Origin of the sequence: Pseudomonas sp. NBB (genome assembly GCF_032701105.1) — a bacterium.
Lineage (GTDB): Bacteria > Pseudomonadota > Gammaproteobacteria > Pseudomonadales > Pseudomonadaceae > Aquipseudomonas > Aquipseudomonas asiatica.
In genome coordinates this window covers 5,029,784-5,055,106 of the sequence record NZ_CP103994.1, presented here as the reverse complement: position 1 = coordinate 5,055,106, position 25,323 = coordinate 5,029,784, and the positions used below count along the sequence as shown (strand labels likewise).

Genomic DNA, 25,323 nt, shown 5'->3' with positions numbered 1-25,323 from the left:
CGGCTTTAGCCGCGAAAGGGCCAGTACAGGCAGTACAAATTCACAAACATGAGAAAATCTTGAGTTCATCTCAAATTTAATGAGTTTGTCTCAAGATGCCGGCGCCGGGAAAATCCCCTCATTCATTTATGCATGCTGAGGGACAAGACATGGCACTGGCACACAACCTGGGCTTTCCACGTATCGGCCGCGACCGCGAGCTGAAAAAGGCCCAGGAAGCCTTCTGGAAGGGCGAACTCGACGAAGCCGGCCTGCGCGCCGTCGGCCGCGAGCTGCGTGCCCGCCACTGGCAGGTGCAGAAAGACGCCGGCATCGAACTGCTGCCGGTTGGCGACTTCGCCTGGTACGACCAGGTGCTCACCCACTCGCTGACATTCGGCGTGATCCCGCAGCGCTTCCGCAGCCACGACGCTGCCAGGCCCACTCTCCAGACCCTGTTCGCCATGGCCCGTGGCGCCGTGGGTGACAATTGCTGCGGCGGCGCGCACGCCCAGGAAATGACCAAGTGGTTCGACACCAACTACCACTACCTGGTCCCCGAATTCACTGTCGACCAACAGTTTGCCCTGAGCTGGGAGCAACTGTTCGAAGAAGTGGCAGAAGCCCAGGCCCTGGGCCATGCGGTCAAACCGGTGGTAATCGGCCCGCTGACCTACCTGTGGCTGGGCAAGACCAAAGGTGGCGATTTCGACAAGCTGGAGCTGCTCGACCGCCTGCTGCCGCTGTATGACCAGATCCTCAACCGCCTGGCTGCCCAAGGCGTGGAATGGGTGCAGATCGATGAGCCGATCCTGGCCCTGGACCTGCCTCAGGACTGGAAGAATGCCTACGAGCGCGTCTACAACATCCTTCAGCGGGCGCCACTGAAGAAGCTGATCGCCACCTACTTCGGCGGCCTGGAAGACAACCTGGGCCTGGCCGCCAACCTTCCAGTCGATGGCCTGCACATCGACCTGGTGCGGGCGCCCGAGCAGTACCCGACCATCCTCGACCGCCTGCCGGCCTACAAGGTGCTGTCGCTGGGCCTGGTCAACGGCCGCAACGTCTGGCGCTGCGACCTGGAAAAGGCGCTGGAGGTACTGCGCCATGCCCATGAGCGCCTGGGAGAGCGGCTGTGGGTGGCGCCGTCCTGCTCGCTGCTGCACAGCCCGGTGGACCTGGACCGTGAAGACCAGCTCGATGCCGAACTGCACAGCTGGCTGGCCTTCGCCGTGCAGAAGTGCCAGGAAGTTGCGCTGCTGGCCAAGGCCATCAATGCCCCGCACGCCGCCGACGTGGCCGCCGCATTGGCCCAGAGCCAGGCCGTGCAGGCCAGCCGCGCCGCTTCGCCGCGTATTCACAAGCCTGGCGTGCAGGCCCGGCTGGCAGCCATCAAGCCCGCTGACAGCCAGCGAAAATCAGCCTTTGCCCAACGTATCGTCAAGCAACGTGCGGGGCTCGACCTGCCGGCGTTCCCGACCACCACCATCGGTTCGTTCCCGCAGACCTCGGCGATTCGCCTGGCACGCCAGGCCTACAGGCAGGGCAAGCTGACCGAGGCCGATTACGTCGAGGCCATGCACAGCGAGATCCGCCATGCGGTGAAAATCCAGGAGGACCTGGGCCTGGATGTGCTGGTGCACGGCGAGGCCGAGCGCAACGACATGGTCGAGTACTTCGCCGAGCAGATCGATGGCTATGTATTCACCCGCTTCGGTTGGGTGCAGAGCTATGGTTCGCGATGTGTGAAGCCTGCGGTGATCGTTGGCGACCTGAGCCGGCCGAAGGCCATGACCGTGGAGTGGATCACTTATGCCCAGGGCCTGACCAGCAAGGTGATGAAGGGCATGCTGACCGGCCCGGTGACCATGCTGATGTGGTCGTTCCCGCGTGAAGACGTGAGCCGCGAAGTGCAGGCGCGCCAGCTGGCGCTGGCGATCCGCGACGAAGTGGTCGACCTGGAAGCGGCGGGTATCAGGATCGTGCAGATCGACGAAGCGGCGTTCCGTGAAGGCTTGCCGCTACGCCACGGCGCCTGGGCCCATTACCTGGAGTGGGCCACCGAGGCCTTCCGCCTGTGTGCCTCGGGGGTGCGTGACGAAACCCAGATTCACACCCACATGTGCTACAGCGAGTTCAACGACGTGATCGAGTCGATCGCGGCGATGGATGCCGATGTGATCACCATCGAGACCTCGCGCTCCGACATGGAGCTGCTGGCGGCTTTCGAACGGTTCGCCTACCCCAACGAGATCGGCCCGGGTGTGTATGACATTCACTCGCCACGGGTGCCGACCCGTGAGGAAATGGTCAAGCTGCTGCACAAGGCTGCCCAGCGTATCCCGGCCGAGCGCCTGTGGGTCAACCCGGATTGCGGGCTGAAGACCCGCGGCTGGCCGGAGACCGAGGCAGCGCTGGTGAACATGGTCGCAGCTGCCCGCGAGCTGCGTGCCACTGCCTGATTTTTCGCTGGCTGTACCGGCCCTTTCGCGGGTAAACCCGCTCCCACAGGGTCCCCACTGGATTCAGCTTCAGTGGGGTTCCTGTGGGAGCGGGTTTACCCGCGAAAGGGCCAGGCCTGTTCAATTCAATCTGTGATCACCGCTCGATTGCCAGGGCCACGCCTTGCCCGCCACCAATGCACAGGGTTGCCAGGCCTTTCCTGGCGTCCCGCTTGATCATCTCGTGCAGCAGGGTCACCAGCACCCGGCACCCGGACGCACCAATCGGGTGGCCAAGGGCAATCGCCCCGCCATTCACGTTGACCCGCGTGGCATCCCATTCCAGCGCCTTGCCCACGGCCAGCGCCTGCGCGGCAAAGGCTTCATTGGCTTCGATCAGGTCCAGCTCGGCCAGTTGCCAGCCGGCCTTGTCCAGGCAGCGCTGGGTGGCCGACACCGGGCCGATGCCCATGATCGCCGGATCTACACCGGCACTGGCGTAAGCCGCGATCCTGGCCAGCACCGGCAGGCCCAGAGCCTTTGCCTTGGCGGCGCTCATCAGCAGTACGGCGGCGGCACCGTCATTCAGGCTCGAGGCGTTGCCAGCGGTGACGCTGCCGTCCTTCTTGAACGCCGGGCGAAGTTTGCTCAGGGATTCAGTGGTGGTATCCGGGCGTGGCTGTTCGTCCCGCGCGAACACCTTGGGTTCTCCCTTCTTCTGCGGCAGCACGATCGGGGTGATTTCATCATCGAAGCGGCCGGCTTCCATCGCCGCCACCGCCTTGCGCTGCGACTCGGCGGCGAAGGCATCCTGCTGCTCACGGCTGAGGCCGTACTGGTCCACCAGGTTTTCGGCGGTGATACCCATGTGGTAGTCGTTGAAGGCATCCCACAGGCCGTCGCTGATCATGCTGTCGATCAGCTGGCCATGGCCCATGCGCTGGCCGGTGCGGGCCGACGGCATCACGTAGGGGGCAAGGCTCATGTTCTCCTGGCCGCCGGCGATGACCACCTCGGCATCACCGCAGCGAATGGCCTGAGCGGCCAGGTGCAGTGCCTTCAGGCCCGAGCCGCAGACCTTGTTCAGGGTCATTGCCGGCACGCTGAAGGGCAGGCCGGCCTTGATCGCGGCCTGGCGTGCCGGGTTCTGCCCGGCACCGGCGGTAAGCACCTGGCCGAGGATGACTTCGTCGACCTGCTCCGGGGCCAGCCCGGTCTGTTCCAGCAGGCGCTTGATCACGGCGGCACCGAGGTCTACTGCAGGCACAGTGGCCAAGGCGCCCTGGAAGCTGCCGATGGCGGTACGGGTTGCGGCGACGATCACCACGTCGTTCATGTTGTTGTTCTCCGTGCGATGGGCGTAATGCCTCAAGCATCGGTGGCTTTGGCTCATTTGTTAAGTTTGTTTTTCTTTGCGATTGATGTGTAAAGCAAATGAATGAGCGCGAAGCGACCTGCGGAACTATGCTCAGGGATGCGCTATTACACTCATCTGGATGGGAGCACATGCCCATGCGTATATTGATCGCCATGACCCTCCTGATCGGCAGCAGCGCTGCATTCGCCGCCACCGAATGCACCACCGCTGACAAAAGCACCTGGCAGGATCAGGAAAAATTCCAGGCGCAGCTCAAGGAGCAGGGCTACAAGATCAACAAGTTCAAGGTCACCAAGGGTAACTGCTACGAGATCTACGGTTTCGACAAGGATGGCAAGAAGGTCGAGATCTACCATGACCCAGTGACGGGCAAGGCAGTCAAGACCGAGTACCACGATTGAACAGCGACGGCACGGTACAGCTGTGGGACCCCCTACTGCGGCTGTGCCACTGGTCTATCGCCGTGGTGTTCTTCGCCAACTACTTCTTCAACGAAGAGGGTGAAGACTGGCACCAGTGGCTGGGCTACTACGCACTGGCCGTTGTGGTGGTGCGTGTGGTCTGGGGCTTTGTCGGGCCACGCAGCGCGCGCTGGGCCGATTTCTGGCCATCCCCGGCAAGCCTGGTCGGACATGCCCGTGCGCTGCTGCATGGGGGGCTTGACCATCATATGGGGCATTCGCCGATTGGCGCCCTGGTGATGGTGCTGCTGCTGACTTGCATCGCCGGCCTGGGCCTTACCGGGTGGGCGTCGCAGGAGGTGGACGCACTGTTTGGTGTCGACTGGCCGATGGACCTGCACAGCTGGCTGGCCAACGCGCTGCTGGTGCTGGTTTGCGTCCATGTGCTGGCGGCCATCTACGAGAGCGTGCGCATGCGGGAAAACCTGCCGTGGTCGATGATCACGGGGCGCCGTCGGCACCGCGATTGACGTTGGCAGCCACTTCCCGGCTGAACCTGCTCCCACAGCTGCTGCGCAGCCCTCAAGATCTGCGCGGTCCCTGTGGGCAGGTTTACCCGCGAGGAGGCCGGCAGAGGCAAACCTCGGTTTTGAATCCCTTTGATCACCCCGTAATATGTGTCGGATAACCTGCGGGGGTAGTCTCACCCTCTGATCAACCGGAATCGCCCATGGCGGCGCTTCCCCCGGCATAAACCTGACGAGGTACAGACATTGGCCATCATTCATCCTAAGGTCCGCGGTTTCATCTGCACCACGACTCACCCGAAGGGCTGCGAGCTCAACGTCCGTGACCAGATCGAAGCCACCCGCAAGCTGGGCGTGCGCGAGGATGGCCCGAAGAAGGTTCTGGTCATCGGTGCTTCCAGCGGCTACGGCCTGGCAGCCCGCATCACCGCGGCGTTCGGCTTCAAGGCCGACACCCTGGGCGTGTTCTTCGAAAAACCAGGCACCGAGACCAAGGCCGGCACCGCTGGCTGGTACAACGCTGCAGCCTTCGACAAGTTCGCCAATGCCGAGGGCCTGTACAGCAAATCGATCAATGGTGACGCCTTCTCCGACGAAGCTCGTGCCAAGGTCATCGAGCTGATCAAGAACGAAATGGGCGGCAAGGTCGACCTGGTCATCTACTCGCTGGCCTCGCCAGTACGCAAGCTGCCGCAGACCGGTGAACTGGTGCGTTCGGCCCTGAAGCCGATCGGCCAGCCGTACAAGTCGACCGCCATCGACACCAACAAGGACACCATCATCGAGGCCAGCATCGAGCCGGCTACCGAGCAGGAAATCGCCGACACCGTCACCGTCATGGGTGGCCAGGACTGGCAGTTGTGGATCGACGCCCTGGCTGGTGCCAACGTGCTGGCCGAAGGCGCCCGCACCGTGGCCTTCAGCTACATCGGCAGCGACATCACCTGGCCGATCTACTGGCACGGTGCGCTGGGCCAGGCCAAGCAGGACCTGGACGAAACCGCCCTGCGCCTGGACAAGAAGCTGGCCGATGAAGTCAAGGGCGGCGCCAACGTGGCGGTGCTGAAGTCGGTGGTTACCCAGGCCAGCTCGGCCATCCCGGTGATGCCGCTGTACCTGTCGATGGTGTTCAAGATCATGCAGGAGAAGGGTGTTCACGAAGGCACCCAGGACCAGCTGGACCGCATGTACCGCGACCGCATGTACCGTGCCGACGGCGCGCCGGCCGAGGTCGACGAGAAGGGCCGCCTGCGCCTGGACGACTGGGAACTGCGTGATGACGTGCAGGACGCTTGCAAGGCGCTGTGGCCACAGGTGACCACCGAGAACCTGTTCGAGCTGACCGACTATGCCGGTTACAAGAAGCAGTTCCTCAACCTGTTCGGCTTCGAGCGCGCTGACGTCAACTACGACGAAGACGTGGCTACCGATGTGAAGTTCGACTGCATCGAGCTGTAATCGCTGCCGGCCTGTACCGGCCCTTTCGCGGGTAAACCCGCTGCCACAGGGATCCCTTTTAACTTGAGGGGAATGGAGTACCTGTAGGAGCGGGTTTACCCGCGAAGAGGCCGGTACAGGCTATAAAATCTTTGCTAGCTTTGGCGCACAACAACAGGGAATGTGCCATGAGCAGCCTCACCCAACCCGCCACTGCCTTTCGCCACACCGCAGCCGACGGCTACAGCCTCGGCGGTTTCCGCTGGCGCCACGCCCGACCTGACCCCCAGCGCCCGCTGGTGATCATCAACGCTGCCACTTCGGTACGCTGCCACTACTACTCGCGTTTCGCCGACTACCTGTTCGCCCAAGGTTGCGATGTGCTGACATACGACTACCGTGGCATCGGCGAATCCCGCCCGGCATCGCTGCGTGGCTTCCAGGCATCATGGAGCGACTGGGGCCGGCTGGATTTCGAAGCCATGCTGGTGCATGCCGCAGAACATTTCCCCGGCCAGCCGGTGGACGTGGTGGGGCACAGTTTTGGCGGGTGCGCAGTGGGGCTGGCACCGTCGGCGAGCAAGGTTCGCCGGGTGGTGATGGTTGGCGCGCAATTCGCCTACTGGCGTGATTATGCGGCTGACCAGCGTTGGCAGCTGTTCTGCAAGTGGCATGTGGTAATGCCGCTGCTCACCCGCGTGTTCGGTTATTTTCCCGGCAAGCGCCTGGGTTGGCTGGAGGACACGCCATCCGGCGTGGTGCACGATTGGACCACCCGTACCCCGCGCTATGAGCACCGACCCAGCGGGCTTGCACTGGAGGCACTACCGTTCGCCCAGGTGCGGGCGGCGACGCTGGCCATCAGCCTGACCGATGACCCCTTTGGTACCGTGGCGGCGACCGAGCGTTTGCTGGGTTATCTGCAGGGCGCCGAGCGCCAGCACCTGCGTATTGCGCCTGTGGATATCTCGGTCGATGAAATTGGCCATTTCGCGTTCTTCCATGACCGCTTTCGCGAAAGGTTGTGGCCGGTGGCCTTGCAGTGGTTGCAGCAGGGTGGGTTGGCGGGTGAGGTCCCAGGAAGGATCATGGGTTGATGCTGTCTGCGCCGGCGAAAGGGCCGCGGAGCGGCCCCAAAATCTCAAGCCTTGCGCGCAAGCGGCAGCTCGGCGAACTTGACGCCCGCCAGCCCATGCTTGATCAGCGCCCGGATATTGCCATGGTCGCTGCCCTCGGGCGTGGCCACCACGTCACGGTAGTGCTCGCCAAAGGCCAGCAGCGCTTCCTGGTCGCTCAGCCCTTCCAGCAGCGCCAGGCCCAGGGTCTTGCACGAACCTTCGTTCTGCCCGGCTGCATTCGCCACGCCGCCATTGTCGAAGGCCTGTGGCTGGTAGCTGTAGTTGTCGGCAATGAACGCCAGGGTGTCGGCAAACACGTGTTGGCCGCTGGCCAGGCTGGCGCGCAGTGTGTTCAGGTCAGTCACGAGGTTTTCCTTTTTCGAACGCCGCTTGTTGGTCGGCGCTGGCTTCTTTCTGGTATTGGGCTTTCCACTCGGCGTAAGGCATGCCGTACACCGCTTCGCGGGCGTCATCCAGGCTCAGGTCGAGCTGGCGCTCGTCAGCCGCGGCCTTGTACCACTTGGAGAGGCAGTTGCGGCAGAAACCGGACAGGTTCATCAGGTCGATGTTCTGCACGTCGGTGCGCTTCTGCAGGTGTTCGATCAGGCGCCGGAACGCGGCGGCCTCGAGTTCGAGCTGTTGCTGTGGGGTCATGGGCTTCTCTCAGGTCATGCGGTTCTTCAGGTGGCGGCCACCGTTGATGACCACCTGGCTGCCGGTGCTGTACTGGCTGGCGAGCAGGTACTTTACCGTCTCGATCAGCGGGCCGGCGCCGGGTTCGAACTCCAGCAGGGCCTTTTTCAGGGTCTGCTGGCGGTAGGTTTCGTCACCCCCTTCCTTGAGGATCAGCAGCCCGGGCAGGATACCGTTCACACGCACCTTGGGCGCATATTTTTCGGCGAACGACAGCACCATGTTCTGCAACGCGGCCTTGGTCGCGGCGTAGCCGATGTGGCTTTTGCTGCCGCGCGAAGAGGTTTCGTCGCAAATGTGGATGATGTCGGCCTTTTCCACCTTGGCCAGCAGGTCGCCCAAGGCCAGGTTGAGGTGGTAGGGCGCTTCGACGTGAAGGCGGAACATGGTCTCGAGGTTGTCGAGGCCATCGTCGAGCCACAACGAGGCGTTGTGGATGACCGCGCGCAGGCCGTCGTAATGGTTGTGCAAGTAGTCGATCAGGGCCTGTCGATCGGCCAGCTGGCACAGGTCGGCCTGGAACTGCACGATGTTCGGGTGGGCCGCCTGTGGCTGGATGCTGCGGCTGGCACTGACCACCGTATGGCCGGCCTGTGCCAGTTCAAGGGCCAGGGCCAGCCCGACGCGCTGGCTGGCTCCGGTAACGAGAATGGGGCTGTTCATGTTCGGGGCGGTCAACTTGTCTGTCCTTTGGTTGCCGCCCAGCATACCCGAACTGTCTACCGCGTGTACGGCCTGGCCTCAGCGGCTGCGCAGGGCGCCGGCAGGGGCGGGGGACGCATGCAGCCAGCCGGCCAGCAAACGGGTGGACAGGGGGATGAACAGGTAGACCATCACCGGCGTCAGGCCCAGGGTGCTGAGCAGTACCCGTGGTACCAGGTCCAGCGCAGCGAGCCAGTGGCCGAACACCAGGTTGAACACCAGCGAGACCGGGAAGAAGGCCAGCCAGATGGCCACAGCCTGCTTCCAACGTGGTGGTTTTTGCACCATGTTGGTGCCAAACCAGTCGTCGATGCCGCTCACGCGCGCTTCCTTGGGGCGTTCGAAGAGCCCGTTCCCGCGTTGCAACCAGGCCCGACGCGAGGCGGAATGTTCCCAGGCATGCAGAGTAGGCTCGTCGCTGAAACGGAAGATGATCTGGAATTCGTCGCTGTCGTGGGGGGGCGCGAGGATGCCCGAGCCAAGGTAGCCGGGGAAGTCGGTGGCCAGCTGCTCGCCTTCATGCAGCCAGGCCAGCAAGTCCTGGTAGCGGCCATGGGCGGCGCGGCGCGACACCATCAAGGTGACGGGTGGGGTAGACATTGTGTATCTCCTGGCAACGGGGCTGGCGGGTAGCCGGCCCCTTTGGCTGAGTGGCCCGGGGTGGTGGGCGACACAGGCATGCATGCAAGAATCGGGCGCGGATTATCGCCCATCCGCGATCTTCGGCAACTGTAAGCCGGCAAACGGTTGCGCCCCAGCGTCTGGTATTGCCGTAGTAGACTAGGTGTTCAACTTGGACACACAGGGAACCCCGTGCAGATGAACGAACAGGGACTGAATCCGGTAATCGATGCGGGCCTCGCGCAGGACCTGTTTCCGATCCGTGAGGTTTCCCGCCTGACCGGCGTCAATGCCGTGACCTTGCGCGCCTGGGAGCGCCGCCACGGTCTGATCCAGCCAACCCGCACCGACAGCGGCCACCGCCTGTATTCCCAGGCCGACATCGATGACATCCGCCGCATCCTTGGCTGGCTGGAGCGCGGCGTGGCGGTAAGCAAGGTTGCCAGCATCCTCGCGCGCGACCATGCCCGTGCCGGGCAGGCAGGTGGCGCGACGGGCGCCTGGGGGCGCTGGCAGCAGCAGATTCGCCAGGCGTTACAACGTTTTGACCTTGTCGGCCTGGACCGCCTGTTCGACGAGGTATTTGCCGCCTGCACCCTGGACCAGGTATTCAGTGAAGTGTTCATGCCGGTGTGGCATGACCTGGCGGCCGGTCAGGGCGGCTACGGGCAGGCCAGCGAGTGGCTGTTCCTCGATCAGTTCCTGCGTGGCCGGGTGTATACCCGCTTGCAACTCGCCCGTGCGCCGCGCAGCCGCATGGTGCTGCTGGCGCCATTGCCGGGGCAGTGCCACGAGTTGGATTTGCTGGTGACCAGCCTGACCTTGGGCAGCGATGAAGTTGGCGTGACGCCACTGGCGAGCGGGCAGCCGCTGGCAGAACTGGCACTGGTCTGCGAACGCCTGAAACCGGATGCCCTGGTGCTGTTTTCCCATCAGCCGCCCACGGCGGAGCTCACACGGCGGCTGACGCGCCTAGTGGCAGGGCTGGAGTGCCCGTTGTTACTGGCGGGTGAAGCGGCGGAACTGGCACAGGACAGCCTGGCTGGCAGCCCGATCGCTTGCCTGGGTGCGCAGGGTAGCGTGATGCGCCAGCGTTTGCGGCAGTTTCTGGCCGGTCAGTTCGATACCTGAGTGTGTAGCTCGGGGTGGGCCCGGCGATGGGCCTGGAGGATGTAGTCGCGCAGGCGTTCGATCTCTTCGGCCGGGCTTTGGCTGAGGTCGTAGGCTGCCAGGTCCGGGCCGATGCGCCGGCCCAGCACGCCATGCAGTTCGATGGGGGGGATGCCATCAGGGGCGAAACGCAATTCGAAGTGGGCTGGTGCCGCTGGCAGGCCACGGACTTCCAGCAATGTGCCCTTGAACGAGATCTCGCGAACCCACAGGCCAGTTTCCTGCCCATGGGCATCGAGCAGTGCGCTCGGCTTCTCCATCGACAGGCGCCAGGGGCGCAGCATGGGGCCGTCCTCGTAGATTTCCGGTGAGCCCAGTTGCAGGTGCAGGGCGTGGAACTCGTCTTCCACCAGTTGCAGCGGGAAGCTGATTTGCTGGTTGTTGAACTGGGCCTGCAGAGTTACCTGCTCGTTGGCCACCAAGCGGGTGAGCAAGCTCTGGATGCGATGGTCGCCATTGACCAGCAGGCTCGACATGGGGTCGGCCAGGTTCAACTGCGGCGTATGCTGCATGTTCTGTATGAAATCCAGCTCGTCCTGGGTCAGGAGCGCTTCTGCTTGCATGATCGAACTCGATGGCGATTTCTTCAACGGGATTGACCGTGCGTGGCGAACTTGGTTCAGGTGCGTTCGTCGGGTTTCTGACGAACGCGCAGTTGTGCCAGTTCCCGCTCCAGTTCGACCTGGCGAGTGACGTCTTTCTGGATACCGATGAAATAGGTGCGCTGTTCAGTGTCGTGCCTTACCGGGGTGATCGACAGTTCGTTCCAGAAAGGGCTGCCATCCTTGCGGTAGTTGCGCAGCACTTCGCGGCACGGGCGGCCTTCGGCCAGGGCCTTGCGGATGCGGGCGCGGCCAAGCTGGTCGCGATCGTCGGCCTGCAGGAAGCGGCAATCCTGATAGAGGATTTCGTCACGGCCGTAGCCGGTCAGGCGTTCGAAGGCCGCGTTCACGTAGATGAGGATGGTGTCGTCGCCTTCCTGTTCGGCGACCACGATGCCGTCGTTGGACGCATCGACCATGGATTGCAGTAGTTGCGCATTGATCATGTTCGGGCCATTGAGTGAACAAAGGTGCGAAGCAGGGTTGAGGATGGTGACTTTGGTAGAGGCGGCCTTTTGCCAGCGCCGGATGCTAGTATCCTACGTTTTCACTCAGTTTCGGAATCCTCTACCCGATGAAAGTCGCCATTATTTCCGGATCGGTCTACGGCACCGCCGAAGAAGTCGCCCGTCACGCTGAATCGCTGCTCAAGGCTGCTGGCCTGGAGGCCTGGCATGCGGCGCGCGCCACCTTGCAGGACCTTGAAGGTTTCGCCCCCGACGCCTTGCTGGCCGTGACCTCGACCACTGGCATGGGCGAACTGCCGGACAACCTCATGCCGTTGTATTGCAGCATTCGCGATACCCTGCCTGCGGCCTGGCGTGGCCTGCCGGGTGCGGTGATTGCCTTGGGCGACAGCAGTTATGGCGATACCTATTGCGGTGGAGGCGAGCAGATGCGCGAACTTTTTGCCGAACTGGGCGTGCGCGAAGTGCAACCGATGTTGCGCCTGGATGCCAGCGAGACGGTGACTCCGGAGGCGGATGCAGAGCCTTGGTTGGCTGAGTTGGTGAGTACACTTAAAGCCTGACGGGTATTTTTCGCCTGTACCGGCCTCTTCGCGGGTGAACCCGCTCCCACAGGTACTGCACAGATTTCAGAGGCTGTGGTGTTCCTGTGGGAGCGGGTTTACCCGCGAAGAGGACGGCAAGGGCAACTCATCCCTTGCTGCCGAGCACCGGCCACCCGCTCACCAGTGCCAACCACGCCTGCGCCGCCCGTGACAGATACGCCCCGCGCCGCCAGATGAACGCGATATCCCAACGCAAATCTGCCGGCGAGCGCAGCGGCAAGCGCACCACACCGGGGCGCTCCAGCGCTTTCGCCACCACACGGGGCAGCAACACCACGCCCTGGCCCGCCGCTGCCAGCGCTGCGAGGAAATCCGCCTGGCCACTGCGCCCGCCTTCCTTGGGGGTAAAACCCTGCTGCTGGCACGCCTTCAGCAGCCGGTCATTGAGCACGAAGCTGCGTTGGTAAAGCAGGAACGGCGTATCGGCCAGCTGCCGCAGATCTACCACTTCCTGGCCTGCCAGCTCGTGCCCGGCAGGCAACAGGGCATCCATTGGCTCGTTGCAGAAGGGCTGGTAGTCGAACGCCTCGTCACTGGGCGTCAGGCTGCCACCCAGTTCCAGTTCGCCACTCCTGACCGCCTGTTCGATGCTGCGGCTGCCGCCTTCGAGCAACTGGATCGCGATGTTCGGGTGACGCCGCCGATATTCGGCGAACAACCCGGCGAACAGCGCGTCGCTGCCCAGCATCGGCAAGCCCAGGCGCAGCTCACCGCGGCCCATCTGGCTGAGGTCGTCCAGTTCGCTGAGCAGTGCCTGACGCTGGCGCAGCAAGGCTTCGCCACGCTCCAGCACGATGCGCCCGGCAGCGGTCAGGTGCAACTGCGAGGCCTGGCGCTCCAGCAGCGGCTGGCCCACATCTTGCTCCAACTGAGCCACCTGCTTGCTCACCGCCGACTGGCTGATGTGCAGGGTCTGCGCGGCCTGGGTAAAACCGCCGCGGTGGACCACTTCGATAAAGCTGCGCAGCTGTTTGAATTCCATGATCACCATTCCATTCTGGAATGGTGTTCAGTCTAACAATTCGCTTCTGGCCTAGGCAGCCAAATCTTAAAATGAGGGCCTGTAGAGGAACCCCCCATGAAACCCGCGTTGTTGAAAAAAGCCCTGCGCCTGCTCGTCGAGTTGGCGATCCTCTGTGCTCTGTTCCTGCTCGGTGGCCAGCTTGCCACTTGGCTGGGCTGGCCGATTCCTGGCGGCGTGATGGGCCTGGCATTGCTGCTGTTGCTGTTCGCCTCGGGTGTGCTCAAGCCGGCCATGCTGCAACTGGGCGCCGGCTGGCTGATGGCTGAGATGCTGCTGTTCTTCATCCCGGCGCTGATGAGCCTGCTCGATTACGGCGCCCTGATTCGTGACGAGGGCTGGCGCATCCTGCTGGTGATCGCCGTGAGCACCCTGATGGTAATGGTTGTGACCGCGTTGACCGTGGAACTGGTGTGCCGCTGGAGGTTGCGCCATGAGCCTTGAACCTATGCCGCTGTTCTGGCTGGCCCTGACCTTGCTGGCGTACCTGGGCAGCCGCTGGTTGTACCGGCGCAGCGGGCGCTACCTGCTGTCGCCGCTGATCCTGGTGCCGGTTTTGTTGCTGGCGGTGGCCGTGCCGCTGCACACCGCCTATGCCGAGTACGCCCGCAACACCCACTGGCTGATGAGCGTGCTTGGCCCGGTGACCGTGGCCTTCGCGGTGCCGATCTGGCAGCAACGGGCCATGCTGGCGCGCCACTGGCCGGCACTGATGGTGGGCATGGTCGCCGGCAGCAGCGCTTCGATCGCCAGTTCCTGGGGGTTGGCTCATATGTTGGCGCTGGACAGCGCGACCAGCCTGTCGCTGGTGCCGCGTTCGATCACCACGCCCTTTGCCATGCCATTGGCCCATGACCTGGGTGGTGTACCGGAGCTCACGGCGGTGTTCGTGATGTTCACCGGCGTGCTGGGCGCCATGTTCGGCGGTGTGCTGCTGCGCTGGTTGCCGTTGCGCACGCCGCTGGCGCGGGGCGCGCTGTTCGGCGTGGGCGCCCATGGTGCCGGTGTCAGCCGGGCACAGGAGGTAGGCCGCGAAGAGGGCTCGGTGGCCGGCCTGGTCATGGTCCTGACCGGGCTGCTGAACCTGTTCGCGGCACCGCTGCTGGCCATGCTGCTCTGACCGTTCGTGCCACTGACTCGCCAAGTCATCAAGCTGGCTGGCAACGCAAGTTCCAGCCCATGGGCTGCTGGCTAGACTCAGCCTCGACATAGAGAGCACATGTAAGTGCCGAGGTGACATGCAATGACCGCAGCCTTGCTCTATTCCGCCAACACCACTTCACCGGGACCGTTCTGATGCCCATGGCCGAAATTCCATTGTGCGTCTGGCGTACCCGGGGACAGAGTTTCAGCTTCCGGGGCCAGAGCATCCGCTACTGGACCGCAGGGCAAGGAGAGCCCCTGCTTCTGTTGCACGGTTTCCCCACCGCCAGCTGGGATTGGCACTACCTGTGGGGGCCTTTGGCCCAGCGCTTCCGGGTTATCGCCTGTGACATGCTCGGCTTTGGCGATTCGGCCAAACCGGTCGATCACGTGTATAGCCTGATGGAGCAGGCCGACCTGCAGCAGGCTTTGCTCGCCGAGCTGAAGGTCGACCAGCCGGTGCATCTGTTGGCCCATGACTACGGCGGCAGTGTGGCCCAGGAAATGCTGGCGCGGCATCATGAACAGCGCGCCAGCATTGCCAGCTGCGTGTTCCTGAACAGCGGGCTGTTCCCCGAAAGCTGCCGCATGCTGCTGGTACAGAAGCTGTTGCTCAGCCGCCTGGGCTGGCTGGTAGGGCGCTCGTTCGGTCGCGACGACCTGGTGCGCAACTTGACCCAGGTCTACGGCCCTTGCACCCACCCCAGTGAAAGTGCGCTGGATGACTGCTGGAGCCTGATAGCCGCCAACCGTGGCACGCGCATCCTGCACAAGCTGGTGGGTTACATGCCAGAGCGCAGGTTGCACCGGGACCGCTGGGTTGGCGCGATGCAGCACGAAGGCGTGCCGCTGCGCTTTATCAATGGCGTGGACGACCCGCTTTCCGGCGCACACATGGTGGAGCGCTACCGGCAACTGGTGCCGGAGCCGGACACCGTGCAGTTGCACGGCATCGGCCATTACCCGCATACCGAAGCGCCGGTGCAGGTGCTGCGCCATTACCTGGCCTTTCGTGAACAACCGTTGAGCTGTTTCCAGCAGAAAGTGGCGTGGTCCTGACAGGGCCTCATCGCCGGCAAGCTGGCTCTCATCAAACAAAATGCAACCCGCTGTTTTTTAAGCACCTTAGGCTGCCACCAATTGATATCCCAGCTTTCGGGCTTTGCGAAGCAAAGCCCGAAGCTGTCGGTCTTGGCTTTTGGCTTCGAATGCTTCGAGCCCCTGTTCAACATAAGTCTGTTTTTTTGTCAGCAGTGTGTAGACCAGTCGAGCCAGTTGGTGTGCAGTGGCTTTGATGGCGCAACTGGTGTCCATGCGAGTCAATCTGGCTCGATGCGATGCCCCGATGAAACCCTTGTCGTTGCGTGCATTTGAAGCGGCCTGCTTGAGCGCCTGTGCCGCTCGGTTAATGACCTTAGGACCGCCCCCTGATAGCTGGCGGCCGCCTGAGATACGAGTCGGCGGGGCCAACCCTAGCCAGGAGCAAAAGTGCTGGGATGATGGAAATCGTGAGAGATCAGAGCCGATCTCTCCCGCCAGCACCAGGGCGGTGTCCACGCCAATTGTTGGAATAGCGGTCAAATCGACCCCTAGCACCTGCCAGAGGGCTTGGTGTAGCGCTGCCTGTTGAGCGCTCGTCCGGTGTGGGCTTCGCAGCGCTTTCCTGGGTGGTTGTGGTTCATGCTCTAGTACGGGTAGTTGTTCCAATGCCTTTCCGATGACGGCATCGCATTCAGCGATCTGTTGCTCAAGAAAGTCATAGGCTGCGAGCTCCTGCGCCAATGCATGCAGGTGCTCTCGTCGCCAATTGCCATGCAGGCTACGCGCAATGGTGTCTTTACCTGCCTTGATGCGGCCATCGGTCAGCTCAGCCAATCGAACAGGATCTCGCTCACCCGCGATGATTGCTCGCAAAATTCTCATGCCCGTCACGCCTGAAATATCACTGATGACATTGGCCAACTGGATGTTCATTTGGCTCAGTGCCTTCTGTATCCGGTTCAAGGTTTGAGCCTGGTCTTTCACTTTGAAAGCCCGTTGCCTGACCAGTGAGCGAACGCAGCATGTTGGGTCGCTTGGGCGAAAAGCGCCTCGCAAGAGACCATGAGTCATCAGTTGCCAGATCCATTGGCAATCCAGCACGTCAGACTTGCGTCCAGTTATTTGCCGGGTAGCTCGGGCATTAACAAGATAGACCTCGAATCCCCGTTCGCTGAGGATTTCGTAAATCGGAATCCAGTAAACGCCTGTGGACTCCATGGCTACGACCTTGATGGCCAAGCTATCGAGCCAATCGGCCAGCTTGTACAAGTCGTCGGTAAAGGACGTGAATGACTGAACGGCGTTCTCGTACTGGGGATCAACCGCGACAAAGTGTTCTCGACTACCTACATCAATCGCAGCGCAGTCGGGATGAACGATGGTGAAGCGTTGCTTGGAAGGCTTGCGCGCCATGGTGAATACTCGCAGGATAAAGGGCGCGCGGGGCACACGGTGGCGAAAGGGTTCACTCTCTCATACGTGGTCACAGCTGATTCAGCTGATGCCTACAGGGACTTCACGCCGATACCGTGCGGATCACTCTCCCACGCGGGTGTGCTGACACACACCAGTGCTGGCTACGATCTCTGTCCCGCGCGCTCAAACCCTAACAAAGCGAAAGGCGGCTGGCCCTAATAGGCCAGCCGCCTTTTCTTTTTCAAAATGTCAGCGCTGCCACAGATCTGAAGTCATGCGCCTCATGTTTGCTGCGCGACAGCGCAGCCCGGAAGGGCTGGGTGATCTCCCACAGGTACAGCGCATGCCTGGAGGCCGGCGCGGTTGGTTTGGGAGCTGGCTTGCCGGCGATGGGCCGCAAAGCGGCCCCGTAACCATCGTGCTGCGTTATTGCCAGGCATTCAGCCTGCGTGAGCTTGATTGTCCACCCGCCGCTGGCGGCGGACACTCGGCCTACCTGAATCTGCCTGGAGCCATGAGCATGAGCGAGCCTGTCTGTCTGCAAGATCGCGTGGTGATAGTCACCGGAGCCGGGGGCGGCCTGGGCCGTGCCCATGCGCTGCTGTTCGCTGCCCGTGGTGCGCGGGTGGTGGTCAACGACCTCGGCGGGTCCACCCACGGTGAAGGTGCCAGCGCCTCCGCCGCCGACCGAGTTGTAGCGGAGATCCGCGCCGCTGGTGGCAGTGCCATTGCCAACCATGATTCGGTCAGCCAAGGCGCGCGTATTGTCGAGCAGGCCCTGGACAGCTTCGGCCGGGTCGATGTGCTGGTGAACAATGCCGGCATCCTGCGTGACAAAACCTTCCACAAGATGGAAGACAGCGACTGGGAGCAGGTGTATCAGGTGCATGTCGAGGGGGCTTACAAGGTCACCCGCGCCGCCTGGCCGCACCTGCGTGAGCAGAACTGGGGGCGGGTGATCTTCACCGCTTCCACATCCGGCATCTACGGCAACTTCGGCCAGGCCAACTACGGCATGGCCAAGCTGGGCCTGTATGGGCTGACACGTACCCTGGCGATCGAAGGGCGCAAGCATGGCATCCTGGTCAACGCCATCGCCCCCACGGGTGGCACCCGCATGACCGAAGGGTTGATCCCGCCCCAGGTGTTCGAGCGGCTCAAGCCTGAGCTGGTCAGCCCGCTGGTTGTGTACCTGGGCAGCGAGCAGTGCCAGGGCAGTGGTGAGTTGTTCGAAGTGGGTGGCGGTTGGGTGGGCAAGGTGCGTTGGGAGCGCAGCCTGGGGGTAGGCTTCGATCCGCGTGAAGGCTTTACTCCGGAGCAGGTGGCGGAGAACTGGGCACGGATTGGCGACTTCGACGGGGCAGTGCACCCACAGGACAGCTTGCAGGCGTTGCAGCAGATGATGGCGAACTTGCAGAAGTATCCGCTGGGCTGAAACTTGTATGCCTGTGCTGACCTCTTCGCGGGTAAACCCGCTCCCACAGGTACACCACAAGCCCCTGGGGTAGTGATATCTCTGTGGGAGCGGGTTTACCCGCGAAGAGGCCAGCACAGGCGAAGAAATTTTCAGGGCAGATAAAAAAGGCCGCTGCAAGCCGCAGCGGCCAATCGAGACGTCAGATCAAGGAGCTTCAAAATCTACGTCGGTGAACCTCGCAGGCCTGAAAGGCGGGGGGGAGAGCCCTTCATGCCGGCCAGTGAGGTAAGAATAAGCGCCTGATCCTGCAGGAAAAATAGCCGCTTATGACATTCACCTTTACGTATCGGGCAATAGTGCCGAAGGCGCTCAGTTGGCGGGCGAATAGCCCATGCGCCAGCTGGTTTCCCGTGCTGCTGCCAGCAACCGTTGCGCCGCCGGACCATGCTCGTCGGCATGGAAGATCGAGGTCGGCCCGACCACCGTCATCACCGCGGCGATCTGCCCCATGGCATTGAACACCGGGGCCGACAGCGCATCCACGCCCGGCATCAACAGCCCGTGCACATGGTGCAGGCCACGTTCACGAATGCCCGCCAGTACTGCCTGGTAGTCGGCGGCGCTGTGCTGCAGGGCGGCCAGTTCCCGGTCACGCAACTCCACGGTCTCGCGCTCGGGAAGATAGGCGGCGAACACCAGCCCGGTGGACGAAGTGAGTAGCGGCAGAACCGAGCCGATCTGCGTTACCACCGTGACCGCGCGTACTGCCGGCTCGATGCTGACCACTGTCGCGCCTTGGTTGCCCCATACGGCAACGAAGCAGCTCTCGTTCAGTTCATCGCGCAGCTGTGACAACGGCAGCGCGGCAATCTTCAGCACATCGATACTACCCAGCGCCGCCAGCCCTACCCGCAGAGCCTCGCGCCCCAGGCCGTAATGGTTGGTGGCCGCATCCTGTTCGGCAAAACCGCTGGCGATCAATGCCTGAAGGTAACGGTGCACCTTGCTCGCTGGCATCTGCACATGTTCCGCCAGGCGCGACAGAGAGGTGGACGGGGAGAGCTCGGCAAGAGCCTTCAGGATGTCGGTGCCGACCTCCGCCGAGCGGACTTTCTGCTTGCCGTTGTCGGCGGGGGAGCTGGCTTTGGCCATGGACATCTTCTTCCGGATTCGTCGAGTCGCGCCTTTATAGCTTGACGCATTGCCCGTAGCAAATTACGTTATTCGTAATCTGATTACGATAAAAACAATGCAGACGCGCTGCCACCCCGCCCCGGGCCAGCAGCCAGCTGCCAGCAACGGCTCGGCCAGAGCCCGGAGGCATCGATGAATCGCGATACGTCACCCGACCTTCACTACCTCAGCGGCTTCGGCAACGAGTTTGCCAGCGAAGCGCTGCCTGGGGCCTTGCCGGTCGGGCAGAACTCGCCGCAGAAGGCGCCCTATGGGCTGTATGCCGAGCTGCTCTCGGGCACGGCGTTCACCATGACCCGCAGCGAGCTGCGCCGCACCTGGCTGTATCGTATTCGTCCGTCTGCCTTGCACCCGCGTTTCGAGCGCCTGGCGCGTCAGCCGCTGACCGGCCCGCTGGGGCCCATCACTCCCAACCGCCTGCGCTGGAACCCCCAGCCGATCCCCGTCGAACCTACCGATTTCATCGAGGGCTGGCTGCCCATGGTGGCCAACGCCGCTGCGGAAAAACCGGCCGGCGTGAGCATCTACATCTACCGCGCCAACCGGTCGATGGAGCGGGTGTTCTTCAACGCCGACGGTGAACTACTGCTGGTGCCGCAACAGGGCCGCCTGCGCATTGCCACCGAACTGGGGGTGATGGAAGTCGAGCCGCTGGAAATCGCGGTCATCCCGCGTGGCATGAAGTTTCGCGTCGAACTGCTCGACGGCGAGGCCCGCGGCTATATCGCCGAAAACCACGGCGCACCGCTGCGCATCCCGGACCTGGGCCCGATAGGCAGCAACGGCCTGGCCAACCCGCGCGACTTCCTCACCCCTGTGGCGCACTACGAAGAGGCCGATGGCCCGGTGCAGCTGGTGCAGAAGTTCCTGGGCGAACATTGGGCCTGCGAACTGCAGCACTCGCCGCTGGACGTGGTCGCCTGGCACGGCAGCAACGTGCCGTACAAGTACGACCTGCGTCGCTTCAACACCATCGGCACGGTCAGCTTCGACCACCCGGACCCGTCGATCTTCACTGTGCTGACCTCGCCGACCAGCGTGCATGGCATGGCCAACATGGACTTCGTGATCTTCCCGCCACGCTGGATGGTGGCCGAGAACACCTTCCGTCCACCATGGTTCCACCGCAACCTGATGAACGAGTTCATGGGCCTGATCAATGGTGCCTACGACGCCAAGGCCGAGGGCTTCCTGCCGGGTGGCGCCTCGCTGCACGGGGTTATGAGCGCCCATGGCCCCGACGCCGAAACCTGCGAAAAGGCTATTGCTGCCGACCTGGCACCGCACAAGATCGACAACACCATGGCCTTCATGTTCGAGACCAGCCAGGTGCTGCGCCCGAGCCTGCAAGCCCTTGAATGCCCGCAGTTGCAGGCCGACTACGATAGTTGCTGGGCCACCTTGCCGAGCACCTTCAACCCGAACCGGAGATAACCCATGAATCAGACCGCCATTGCCCGTAGCTGGGTCGAGCACGCCAACGGGCACAGCGACTTCCCGCTGCAGAACCTGCCGTTGGGCATCTTCAGCCGGCCGGGTGAAGCCAAGCGCTGTGGCGTGGCCATCGGCGACGCGATCCTGGACCTGGAGGCGGTGCTGGCCGCCGGCCTGTTCGACGGTGCAGCCAAGGCCGCGGTCGAGGCCACCCGTGGTGGGGTCTTGAACGCATTCTTCGCCCTCGGCCGCGGTGCCCGCGTTGCCCTGCGCGAGCGCCTGCTGGTGCTGCTGGGCGAACACAGTGAACATAAGGCGGCTCTGCAGGCCGCACTGTACCCGGCAACCGCCTGCCAGCTGCATGTACCGGCGCAGATCGGTGACTACACCGACTTCTACGTGGGCATCGAGCACGCCAAGAACGTGGGCAAGCTGTTCCGCCCCGACAACCCGCTGCTGCCCAACTACAAGTACGTGCCGATCGGTTATCACGGCCGCGCCTCGACCATCCGCCCATCCGGCACCGATGTGCGCCGGCCCAAGGGCCAGACTCTGTCGGCCGGGCACACCGAGCCAAGCTTCGGCCCCTGCGCGCGCCTGGACTACGAGCTGGAGCTGGGTATCTGGATCGGCCAGGGCAACGACATTGGCCAGGCGATCCCGGTAGGCGATGCCGCCGAGCACGTGGCTGGCCTGTGCCTGCTCAACGACTGGTCGGCGCGCGATATCCAGGCCTGGGAATACCAGCCGCTGGGGCCGTTCCTGTCCAAGAGCTTCATCACCACCATCTCGCCTTGGGTAGTTACCGCCGAAGCGCTTGAGCCGTTCCGCTGTGCCCAGCCGTCACGCCCGGAGGGCGACCCGCAGCCACTGTCGTACCTGCTGGACAAGCGCGACCAGGCCGCAGGTGCATTCGATATCGAGCTTGAGGTATTGCTGCTGACCGAGCAAATGCGCGAGCAGGGCCTCGCCCCGCACCGCCTGACCCTGAGCAACACCCGCAGCATGTACTGGACCGTGGCGCAGCTGGTCGCGCACCACAGCGTCAACGGCTGCCAGCTGCAACCGGGCGACCTGTTCGGTTCGGGCACGCTGTCGGGCGCCACGCCAGGTTCGTTCGGCAGCCTGCTGGAGATAACCGAAGGTGGCAAGCACCCGGTGGAACTGGCCAGTGGCGAGGTGCGCAAGTTCCTCGAAGACGGCGACGAGATCATCCTGCGTGCCCGCTGCGTGCGTGAGGGCGTGGCCAGCATCGGTTTCGGCGAATGCCGCGGCAAGGTCGTCGCGGCCAACTGAGGAGGCAGGGGCATGGAGCTGTACACCTATTACCGTTCCACCTCGTCCTACCGGGTACGCATTGCTTTGGCACTGAAGGGGCTGGGTTACCAGTCCCTTCCGGTCAACCTGCTGCAGGGCGAACAGCGCGGCGCGGGTTATGTCGCGGTCAACCCGCAGGGGCGCGTTCCGGCGTTGCGTACCGATGGCGGTGAGCTGCTGGTGCAGTCGCCGGCGATCATCGAGTACCTGGAAGAGGTTTATCCACAACCTGCGCTGTTACCGGCCACGGCCGAGGCGCGTGCCAAGGTGCGGGGCGTGGCGGCGATCATCGGCTGCGATATCCATCCGCTGCACAACGTCAGCGTGCTCAACCGGCTGCGCCAGGCCGGCCAGGACGAAAGCCAGGTCAACCAATGGATTGGTCACTGGATCAGCCAAGGGTTGGGGGCAGTTGAGCAACTGATAGGCGATCATGGCTTCTGCTTCGGCGATGAGCCGGGCCTGGCGGATGTCTATCTGATCCCGCAGTTGTACGCGGCCGAACGTTTCAACGTCGACCTCGACAGCTTCCCGCGCATCCTTCGGGTTGCCGCCCTTGCGGCCGAGCACGCGGCGTTCGCCCAGGCCCACCCCGCCCGGCAGCCGGACAGCCCGGCTCAGTGAATGGAACGGTTCGCCGCCGGAAGCTTGCCGATACGTTCGGAAAGCTTCAGGCGCTGGACCGGGTCCTCTGTCAGCAATAACGCATGCTCCAGATCGAAGCGCTCGGCCTGCGGGCAATCCAGATGCTGGTATAGCGAAGCGCGAGTCACATAGTCGCTGACCTGCACCGGGCCCAGTTGCATGACCCGCTCGGCATCGATCAGTGCCGCCAGGTGGTTGTCGTTGCTTATATGCAACTGGCGCAGGTTGCGTGACAGGCGTTGCAGCATCTGCAGCGGGCTGGCACTGCGCATGTGCTCGGCAGTCAGCGCTACATGCGGGCCGAACTGGCGAGCCAGCAGCTCACGGCAGTCGTTGGGGTAGAGACGCCGGCCGCCACAGGGGTCAAGCAGGTGATCGGCACCCGGCACGCGCAGCAGGAAATGGCCAGGGAAGCCTACGCCCTCAAGGGGTATGGACAGACGCCGGGCCAGTTCCAGGGCGAGGATGGCAAGTGTCAGCGGTTGGCCACGTCGGCGTTGCAGCACCTTGTCCATCATCGCGGCATGCGGGCGCAGCGGGTGATATTCATCCTGCTGGAAGCCCAGGGCATTGAGTTGGCGCAACAATGGCTGTGCCAGTTCGCACAGCGGCAGCATCGGCAGATTGGTGCTTATCTCACGCTGCAGGTCATGCAGCTTGGCAAGGCTGGCCGCGGGCTCGACGCTTCGGTCGTGCTCGGCAGCAATCCATAATGCGGCTTCCAGCAGGGCGACGGGCTCGCGTTCCAGGCAGGCCAGGCAGGCTTGACGTGGCTTCATGGGGCTTCTCCACACACGCTTGAGTATTAGCCGCGGTGCGCGGTTTCGTCCAGTGGTCCGGCGGCGCTACCAGCCCAAGGGCCGTGCCTATACTGGAAAGAGCACCTCGTAGGGGAGCCTGTCGATGTTCGCGCTGATGCAAAGCACCCGTACCCAGTCGCTGCACTTGTTCACCGATCCGCCTACCGGCCTGAAGGCTGTGGTGGTGATCCACAGCGAGCAGTTGGGCCCCGCCATGGGCGGTTGCCGCTACCTGCCTTATGCCGATGATGAAAGCGCCATGACAGACGCCATTCGCCTTGCCCAGGGTATGAGCTACAAGGCGGCGCTGGCTGGCCTGCCATTGGGGGGCGGCAAGGCGGTGATCATGCGCAACCCGCATGTGGAAAACCGTGCCGCGCTGTTCGAGGCCTTCGGCCGCTTCATCGACACCTTGCAAGGGCGCTTCATCATCGCCGTGGACAGCGGCACCTCGACCCTGGACATGGACTGCATTGCCCAGAGCACACCGCATGTGACCAGCACCACGGCCTCGGGTGACCCCTCCCCGCATGCGGCGATGGGGGTTTTTGCCGGCATTCGTGCCACCACTTCGTTCCGCCTTGGCAGTGATGACCTGCAAGGGCTTCGGGTTGCGGTGCAAGGGCTGGGCAATGTCGGTTATGCGCTGGCGGAGCAACTGCATGCGGCGGGTGCTGACCTGCTGGTGAGCGACCTGGACCCCGGGCGGGTGCGGCTGGCGGTGGAGCAGTTCAATGCCCATCCGGTGACCAACGATGCGTTGATCAGCACCCCTTGCGACATCTTTGCCCCTTGCGGTGTGGGGCCGGTGTTGAACGGGCAGAGCGTGATGCAGTTGCGTTGTGCGGCCGTGGCGGGGGCGGCGAACAACCAGCTGACCACCTTGCAGGTAGCCGACCAGCTGGAGTCGCGCGGGATACTGTATGCGCCCGATTACGTGATCAATGCCGGTGGGTTGATCTACGTGGCACTTACCCATCGTGGCGAAGACCTGGGCAACATCACCGCGCACCTGGCGCGGATACCTTCACGGCTGACCGAAGTGTTTGGCCATGCACAGGCAGAGAAGCGCTCGCCGGCGCGGGTGGCGCAGATGTTGGCAGAGCGGTTGCTCTACGGCTGAGGGGCGATACCGGCTTTGCTGGCCTCTTCGCGGGCACGCCCGCTCCCACAGGGATAGCGCCCGAGCTCAGCGCTTGTGCCGTACCTGAAGCAGCAACTGTTCTGCCCAAAACTCTGAAAACCTGCGCGGTCCTTGTGGGAGCGGGCGTGCCCGCGAACACGGGCGCAGCCCGTGCCATCCACCTTGACCGCGCTGAACCTCAAGCCATGCGCAATCCTTGCAGAAGCGGCCAGTGCAGGTAATTACTCGGCCGCTGGCGCTTCGAGCAACTCGGCCAGCGCATCCGGCTGGCTCTTGAACGCCCGGGCGAACACATCGCGGTTCTTGGCCATGTAGATACCGGCTTCCTCAACCTGTTTCTCGCTCAGCGAGGGCACTGCCTTGTGCAGTACTTCGGCCAGGCGCTCGGCCAGTTCGAGCATCTTGTCGTGACGGTCTGCTTCGGCCTTATCCATGAACAAGCGCTCCGGGTCGCGGCTGCTGCGGTACACCACTTCGACGGCCATTCATCACCTCTATGCCTTTTGCTGGTTGCGTTTCGATTTACTGTATCTATATACAGTAATAGCAATGTTGATTGCTTCGCAAGCAGAAATTGTAGCGTGGTGCAGAGGGCTTACGGCTTCATGCC

General features: G+C 63.2%; 28 protein-coding genes. 15 read left to right on the top strand and 13 right to left on the bottom strand.

Translation table 11 applies throughout. The annotated features are described in order from the left end of the window. Positions 1–149: 149 nt before the first annotated feature. The gene (gene metE, locus NY023_RS23410; protein WP_013974207.1) at positions 150–2,441 is read left to right on the top strand and encodes a 5-methyltetrahydropteroyltriglutamate--homocysteine S-methyltransferase; all 2,292 of its coding nucleotides are present in this window, start codon (positions 150–152) and stop codon (positions 2,439–2,441) included. A 136-nt stretch (positions 2,442–2,577) separates the two neighbouring features. Here the strand turns inward: metE and NY023_RS23405 are convergent, their stop codons facing one another. Beyond that, positions 2,578–3,756: an acetyl-CoA C-acetyltransferase gene (locus NY023_RS23405; RefSeq protein WP_013974206.1), complete on the bottom strand. Its 1,179-nt coding sequence runs from the start codon at positions 3,754–3,756 to the stop codon at positions 2,578–2,580. Positions 3,757–3,932: 176 nt separating this feature from the next. On the opposite strand from NY023_RS23405, the gene NY023_RS23400 reads away from it, so the two are divergent. The 4 genes from NY023_RS23400 (at position 3,933) to NY023_RS23385 (ending at position 7,260) form a co-directional block, all read left to right on the top strand. Continuing rightward, on the top strand, positions 3,933–4,199 hold the full coding sequence (locus NY023_RS23400) for a PepSY domain-containing protein (RefSeq protein ID WP_024087737.1): 267 nt from the start codon (positions 3,933–3,935) through the stop codon (positions 4,197–4,199). Continuing rightward, positions 4,196–4,729, top strand: a complete 534-nt coding sequence (locus NY023_RS23395) for a cytochrome b/b6 domain-containing protein (RefSeq protein WP_044047158.1) — start codon at positions 4,196–4,198, stop codon at positions 4,727–4,729. The genes NY023_RS23400 and NY023_RS23395 overlap by 4 nt, the downstream gene beginning before the upstream one ends. A 243-nt stretch (positions 4,730–4,972) precedes the next feature. After that, positions 4,973–6,184 (top strand): enoyl-ACP reductase FabV, encoded by a 1,212-nt coding sequence (gene fabV, locus NY023_RS23390; protein WP_013974203.1) that lies wholly within the window; start codon positions 4,973–4,975, stop codon positions 6,182–6,184. Positions 6,185–6,351: 167 nt separating this feature from the next. Then, entirely contained in the window at positions 6,352–7,260 is a 909-nt protein-coding gene (locus tag NY023_RS23385) for an alpha/beta fold hydrolase (RefSeq protein ID WP_013974202.1), read from the top strand. 44 nt (positions 7,261–7,304) lie between these two features. On the opposite strand, the gene NY023_RS23380 is transcribed toward NY023_RS23385, so the two are convergent. The 4 genes from NY023_RS23380 to NY023_RS23365 are packed head-to-tail and all read right to left on the bottom strand — an operon-like array spanning position 7,305 to position 9,276. Further along, positions 7,305–7,646 (bottom strand): HopJ type III effector protein, encoded by a 342-nt coding sequence (locus NY023_RS23380; protein WP_003260709.1) that lies wholly within the window; start codon positions 7,644–7,646, stop codon positions 7,305–7,307. Continuing rightward, positions 7,639–7,935, bottom strand: a complete 297-nt coding sequence (locus NY023_RS23375; protein ID WP_013974201.1) for a DUF1244 domain-containing protein — start codon at positions 7,933–7,935, stop codon at positions 7,639–7,641. The genes NY023_RS23380 and NY023_RS23375 overlap by 8 nt, the downstream gene beginning before the upstream one ends. A gap of 9 nt (positions 7,936–7,944) precedes the next feature. Further along, positions 7,945–8,682 (bottom strand): dihydromonapterin reductase, encoded by a 738-nt coding sequence (gene folM / locus NY023_RS23370; protein ID WP_013974200.1) that lies wholly within the window; start codon positions 8,680–8,682, stop codon positions 7,945–7,947. Positions 8,683–8,715: 33 nt separating this feature from the next. Beyond that, positions 8,716–9,276: an antibiotic biosynthesis monooxygenase gene (locus NY023_RS23365; RefSeq protein WP_023661194.1), complete on the bottom strand. Its 561-nt coding sequence runs from the start codon at positions 9,274–9,276 to the stop codon at positions 8,716–8,718. Between the two features lie 219 nt (positions 9,277–9,495). On the opposite strand from NY023_RS23365, the gene NY023_RS23360 reads away from it, so the two are divergent. Then, on the top strand, positions 9,496–10,428 hold the full coding sequence (locus NY023_RS23360) for a MerR family transcriptional regulator (RefSeq protein ID WP_024087735.1): 933 nt from the start codon (positions 9,496–9,498) through the stop codon (positions 10,426–10,428). Here NY023_RS23360 and NY023_RS23355 read toward each other — a convergent pair. Further along, entirely contained in the window at positions 10,413–11,030 is a 618-nt protein-coding gene (locus NY023_RS23355) for a hypothetical protein (protein ID WP_038410142.1), read from the bottom strand. The genes NY023_RS23360 and NY023_RS23355 overlap by 16 nt on opposite strands. Before the next feature lie 56 nt (positions 11,031–11,086). Further along, entirely contained in the window at positions 11,087–11,515 is a 429-nt protein-coding gene (locus NY023_RS23350; RefSeq protein WP_013974196.1) for a PAS domain S-box protein, read from the bottom strand. A 128-nt stretch (positions 11,516–11,643) separates the two neighbouring features. Between NY023_RS23350 and NY023_RS23345 the strand changes: the two genes are divergently transcribed. Next, positions 11,644–12,099, top strand: coding sequence for a flavodoxin (locus NY023_RS23345; RefSeq protein ID WP_013974195.1), 456 nt, complete (start codon positions 11,644–11,646; stop codon positions 12,097–12,099). A gap of 127 nt (positions 12,100–12,226) precedes the next feature. Here NY023_RS23345 and NY023_RS23340 read toward each other — a convergent pair whose 3' ends face one another. Continuing rightward, positions 12,227–13,123: a LysR family transcriptional regulator gene (locus tag NY023_RS23340; RefSeq protein WP_024087733.1), complete on the bottom strand. Its 897-nt coding sequence runs from the start codon at positions 13,121–13,123 to the stop codon at positions 12,227–12,229. A 96-nt stretch (positions 13,124–13,219) separates the two neighbouring features. Here NY023_RS23340 and NY023_RS23335 point away from each other — a divergent pair, with 96 nt between their 5' ends. From NY023_RS23335 to NY023_RS23325, 3 genes are all read left to right on the top strand, one after another. Continuing rightward, positions 13,220–13,606, top strand: a complete 387-nt coding sequence (locus tag NY023_RS23335; RefSeq protein WP_013974193.1) for a CidA/LrgA family protein — start codon at positions 13,220–13,222, stop codon at positions 13,604–13,606. Beyond that, positions 13,596–14,282, top strand: a complete 687-nt coding sequence (locus NY023_RS23330; RefSeq protein ID WP_024087732.1) for an LrgB family protein — start codon at positions 13,596–13,598, stop codon at positions 14,280–14,282. Before NY023_RS23335 ends, NY023_RS23330 begins: the two co-directional genes overlap by 11 nt. Positions 14,283–14,458: 176 nt before the next feature. Further along, positions 14,459–15,364, top strand: a complete 906-nt coding sequence (locus NY023_RS23325; RefSeq protein WP_024087731.1) for an alpha/beta fold hydrolase — start codon at positions 14,459–14,461, stop codon at positions 15,362–15,364. Positions 15,365–15,430: 66 nt separating this feature from the next. On the opposite strand, the gene NY023_RS23320 is transcribed toward NY023_RS23325, so the two are convergent. Next, on the bottom strand, positions 15,431–16,759 hold the full coding sequence (locus NY023_RS23320; protein WP_038410380.1) for an IS110 family transposase: 1,329 nt from the start codon (positions 16,757–16,759) through the stop codon (positions 15,431–15,433). 244 nt (positions 16,760–17,003) lie between these two features. Next, positions 17,004–17,249 (bottom strand): hypothetical protein, encoded by a 246-nt coding sequence (locus tag NY023_RS23315; RefSeq protein ID WP_044047157.1) that lies wholly within the window; start codon positions 17,247–17,249, stop codon positions 17,004–17,006. Between the two features lie 33 nt (positions 17,250–17,282). On the opposite strand from NY023_RS23315, the gene NY023_RS23310 reads away from it, so the two are divergent. Then, positions 17,283–18,197, top strand: a complete 915-nt coding sequence (locus NY023_RS23310; RefSeq protein WP_024087730.1) for an SDR family oxidoreductase — start codon at positions 17,283–17,285, stop codon at positions 18,195–18,197. Positions 18,198–18,548: 351 nt separating this feature from the next. Here the strand turns inward: NY023_RS23310 and NY023_RS23305 are convergent, their stop codons facing one another. Continuing rightward, the gene (locus tag NY023_RS23305; RefSeq protein WP_023661854.1) at positions 18,549–19,331 is read right to left on the bottom strand and encodes an IclR family transcriptional regulator; all 783 of its coding nucleotides are present in this window, start codon (positions 19,329–19,331) and stop codon (positions 18,549–18,551) included. Between the two features lie 174 nt (positions 19,332–19,505). Here NY023_RS23305 and hmgA point away from each other — a divergent pair, with 174 nt between their 5' ends. From hmgA to maiA, 3 genes are read left to right on the top strand one after another with little or no spacing between them, the layout of a single operon-like run. Further along, the gene (hmgA, locus tag NY023_RS23300) at positions 19,506–20,807 is read left to right on the top strand and encodes a homogentisate 1,2-dioxygenase (RefSeq protein WP_013974188.1); all 1,302 of its coding nucleotides are present in this window, start codon (positions 19,506–19,508) and stop codon (positions 20,805–20,807) included. Positions 20,808–20,810: 3 nt separating this feature from the next. Then, entirely contained in the window at positions 20,811–22,103 is a 1,293-nt protein-coding gene (gene fahA, locus NY023_RS23295) for a fumarylacetoacetase (protein ID WP_013974187.1), read from the top strand. 12 nt (positions 22,104–22,115) lie between these two features. After that, complete coding sequence (gene maiA / locus NY023_RS23290; RefSeq protein WP_013974186.1) at positions 22,116–22,748, top strand: maleylacetoacetate isomerase; 633 nt, start codon at positions 22,116–22,118, stop codon at positions 22,746–22,748. Here the strand turns inward: maiA and NY023_RS23285 are convergent. Further along, the gene (locus tag NY023_RS23285; RefSeq protein WP_013974185.1) at positions 22,742–23,548 is read right to left on the bottom strand and encodes a SirB1 family protein; all 807 of its coding nucleotides are present in this window, start codon (positions 23,546–23,548) and stop codon (positions 22,742–22,744) included. The two genes, maiA and NY023_RS23285, sit on opposite strands and share 7 nt — an antisense overlap. Before the next feature lie 124 nt (positions 23,549–23,672). Here NY023_RS23285 and NY023_RS23280 point away from each other — a divergent pair, with 124 nt between their 5' ends. Then, entirely contained in the window at positions 23,673–24,692 is a 1,020-nt protein-coding gene (locus NY023_RS23280) for a Leu/Phe/Val dehydrogenase (protein ID WP_013974184.1), read from the top strand. A 242-nt stretch (positions 24,693–24,934) separates the two neighbouring features. On the opposite strand, the gene NY023_RS23275 is transcribed toward NY023_RS23280, so the two are convergent. Further along, entirely contained in the window at positions 24,935–25,198 is a 264-nt protein-coding gene (locus NY023_RS23275; RefSeq protein ID WP_003260692.1) for a YebG family protein, read from the bottom strand. Between the last annotated feature and the right edge of the window lie 125 nt (positions 25,199–25,323).

What these genes read in the sequence shown, in the direction of transcription:
- metE (WP_013974207.1), top strand. Translation starts at nt 150, where the DNA reads ATGGCACTGGCACACAACCTGGGCTTTCCACGTATCGGCCGCGACCGC.
- NY023_RS23405 (WP_013974206.1), bottom strand. Translation starts at nt 3,756, where the DNA reads ATGAACGACGTGGTGATCGTCGCCGCAACCCGTACCGCCATCGGCAGC.
- NY023_RS23400 (WP_024087737.1), top strand. Translation starts at nt 3,933, where the DNA reads ATGCGTATATTGATCGCCATGACCCTCCTGATCGGCAGCAGCGCTGCA.
- NY023_RS23385 (WP_013974202.1), top strand. Translation starts at nt 6,352, where the DNA reads ATGAGCAGCCTCACCCAACCCGCCACTGCCTTTCGCCACACCGCAGCC.
- NY023_RS23375 (WP_013974201.1), bottom strand. Translation starts at nt 7,935, where the DNA reads ATGACCCCACAGCAACAGCTCGAACTCGAGGCCGCCGCGTTCCGGCGC.
- folM (WP_013974200.1), bottom strand. Translation starts at nt 8,682, where the DNA reads ATGCTGGGCGGCAACCAAAGGACAGACAAGTTGACCGCCCCGAACATG.
- NY023_RS23365 (WP_023661194.1), bottom strand. Translation starts at nt 9,276, where the DNA reads ATGTCTACCCCACCCGTCACCTTGATGGTGTCGCGCCGCGCCGCCCAT.
- NY023_RS23360 (WP_024087735.1), top strand. Translation starts at nt 9,496, where the DNA reads ATGAACGAACAGGGACTGAATCCGGTAATCGATGCGGGCCTCGCGCAG.
- NY023_RS23355 (WP_038410142.1), bottom strand. Translation starts at nt 11,030, where the DNA reads ATGCAAGCAGAAGCGCTCCTGACCCAGGACGAGCTGGATTTCATACAG.
- NY023_RS23350 (WP_013974196.1), bottom strand. Translation starts at nt 11,515, where the DNA reads ATGATCAATGCGCAACTACTGCAATCCATGGTCGATGCGTCCAACGAC.
- NY023_RS23345 (WP_013974195.1), top strand. Translation starts at nt 11,644, where the DNA reads ATGAAAGTCGCCATTATTTCCGGATCGGTCTACGGCACCGCCGAAGAA.
- NY023_RS23340 (WP_024087733.1), bottom strand. Translation starts at nt 13,123, where the DNA reads ATGGAATTCAAACAGCTGCGCAGCTTTATCGAAGTGGTCCACCGCGGC.
- NY023_RS23335 (WP_013974193.1), top strand. Translation starts at nt 13,220, where the DNA reads ATGAAACCCGCGTTGTTGAAAAAAGCCCTGCGCCTGCTCGTCGAGTTG.
- NY023_RS23330 (WP_024087732.1), top strand. Translation starts at nt 13,596, where the DNA reads ATGAGCCTTGAACCTATGCCGCTGTTCTGGCTGGCCCTGACCTTGCTG.
- NY023_RS23325 (WP_024087731.1), top strand. Translation starts at nt 14,459, where the DNA reads ATGCCCATGGCCGAAATTCCATTGTGCGTCTGGCGTACCCGGGGACAG.
- NY023_RS23320 (WP_038410380.1), bottom strand. Translation starts at nt 16,759, where the DNA reads ATGGCGCGCAAGCCTTCCAAGCAACGCTTCACCATCGTTCATCCCGAC.
- NY023_RS23310 (WP_024087730.1), top strand. Translation starts at nt 17,283, where the DNA reads ATGAGCGAGCCTGTCTGTCTGCAAGATCGCGTGGTGATAGTCACCGGA.
- NY023_RS23305 (WP_023661854.1), bottom strand. Translation starts at nt 19,331, where the DNA reads ATGGCCAAAGCCAGCTCCCCCGCCGACAACGGCAAGCAGAAAGTCCGC.
- hmgA (WP_013974188.1), top strand. Translation starts at nt 19,506, where the DNA reads ATGAATCGCGATACGTCACCCGACCTTCACTACCTCAGCGGCTTCGGC.
- fahA (WP_013974187.1), top strand. Translation starts at nt 20,811, where the DNA reads ATGAATCAGACCGCCATTGCCCGTAGCTGGGTCGAGCACGCCAACGGG.
- maiA (WP_013974186.1), top strand. Translation starts at nt 22,116, where the DNA reads ATGGAGCTGTACACCTATTACCGTTCCACCTCGTCCTACCGGGTACGC.
- NY023_RS23285 (WP_013974185.1), bottom strand. Translation starts at nt 23,548, where the DNA reads ATGAAGCCACGTCAAGCCTGCCTGGCCTGCCTGGAACGCGAGCCCGTC.
- NY023_RS23280 (WP_013974184.1), top strand. Translation starts at nt 23,673, where the DNA reads ATGTTCGCGCTGATGCAAAGCACCCGTACCCAGTCGCTGCACTTGTTC.
- NY023_RS23275 (WP_003260692.1), bottom strand. Translation starts at nt 25,198, where the DNA reads ATGGCCGTCGAAGTGGTGTACCGCAGCAGCCGCGACCCGGAGCGCTTG.